The organism is Methanoculleus sp. MH98A (assembly GCF_000691865.1).
In the GTDB taxonomy this organism is placed as follows: domain Archaea; phylum Halobacteriota; class Methanomicrobia; order Methanomicrobiales; family Methanoculleaceae; genus Methanoculleus.
In genome coordinates this window covers 1-789 of record NZ_JMIO01000127.1, presented here as the reverse complement: position 1 = coordinate 789, position 789 = coordinate 1, and the positions used below count along the sequence as shown (strand labels likewise).

General features: G+C 50.3%; 1 pseudogene. It reads right to left on the bottom strand.

The features are described 5' to 3' along the window. Positions 1–548: pseudogene (locus EI28_RS11885) on the bottom strand (methyl-coenzyme M reductase subunit beta); the annotation flags it as partial. Positions 549–789: the final 241 nt, after the last annotated feature.

Here is a 789-nt window from a genome sequence, read left to right as displayed (position 1 = left end):
TTGTTCTGGGGGATGTTCAGGATCGACGTGACAAGCGCACCCTGCATATCCTGCGTGTGGGGGTAGCTGCCCCAGCAGGCCGCCTTGACGGTGGATGCGTTGAAGCCGTCGATGTTGAACTGGTCGACGATCGCGAAGGTGGTCGCGGCTGCAACCGACGTGATCGCGGCATCGTAGGTTGCCGCGTTGATCAGGCGCTTCGACGGGACCTCGACGAGCAGGAGTTTTCCTCCGTTGAACTCCAGGATCTCGGTGTCGTCGCCTTCTTCAACCTGGATCATCTCCTTGATCTTGGCGACGATCGCGTCTTTGTTCTCCATGATGGGGAGATCGAGTTCTCTTCCCTTGATCTTGCCCTTTCCAAGTTTCCCGGTCTTGAGCGCATCCTGGATTCCTCCGAGGTTCACGTTGATCGTTCTCTTGGTCAGGTCGATGATCTTACTTGTGGCCGGGTTAACCAGCGGGCTGATTCTGTCGAGGGTGACGCCGCTCTTGAGCAGCTTCCCATCGTCAGAATAGAGATCGATTGTTTCCGTGTATTTAGCCATAGTATTTCATCCTTTTACCCTTGTTCAATACGTTCCGTTCATGCGAGAGACCACGGGGCAAACACCAGCTCCGGATCCCTGAAGGCCGCTACTGCACGTCCCAAAAGGGACTATAAGAGTAGAAGGAGACATATTAATAAAATTTGCGAAATAAGACGGATTTTTTTGCAAAAAGTAATATTAATATCAATTATATTTCCAATAAGATATTTTAAAACCGGGATTCAATGGTTCAAATAAT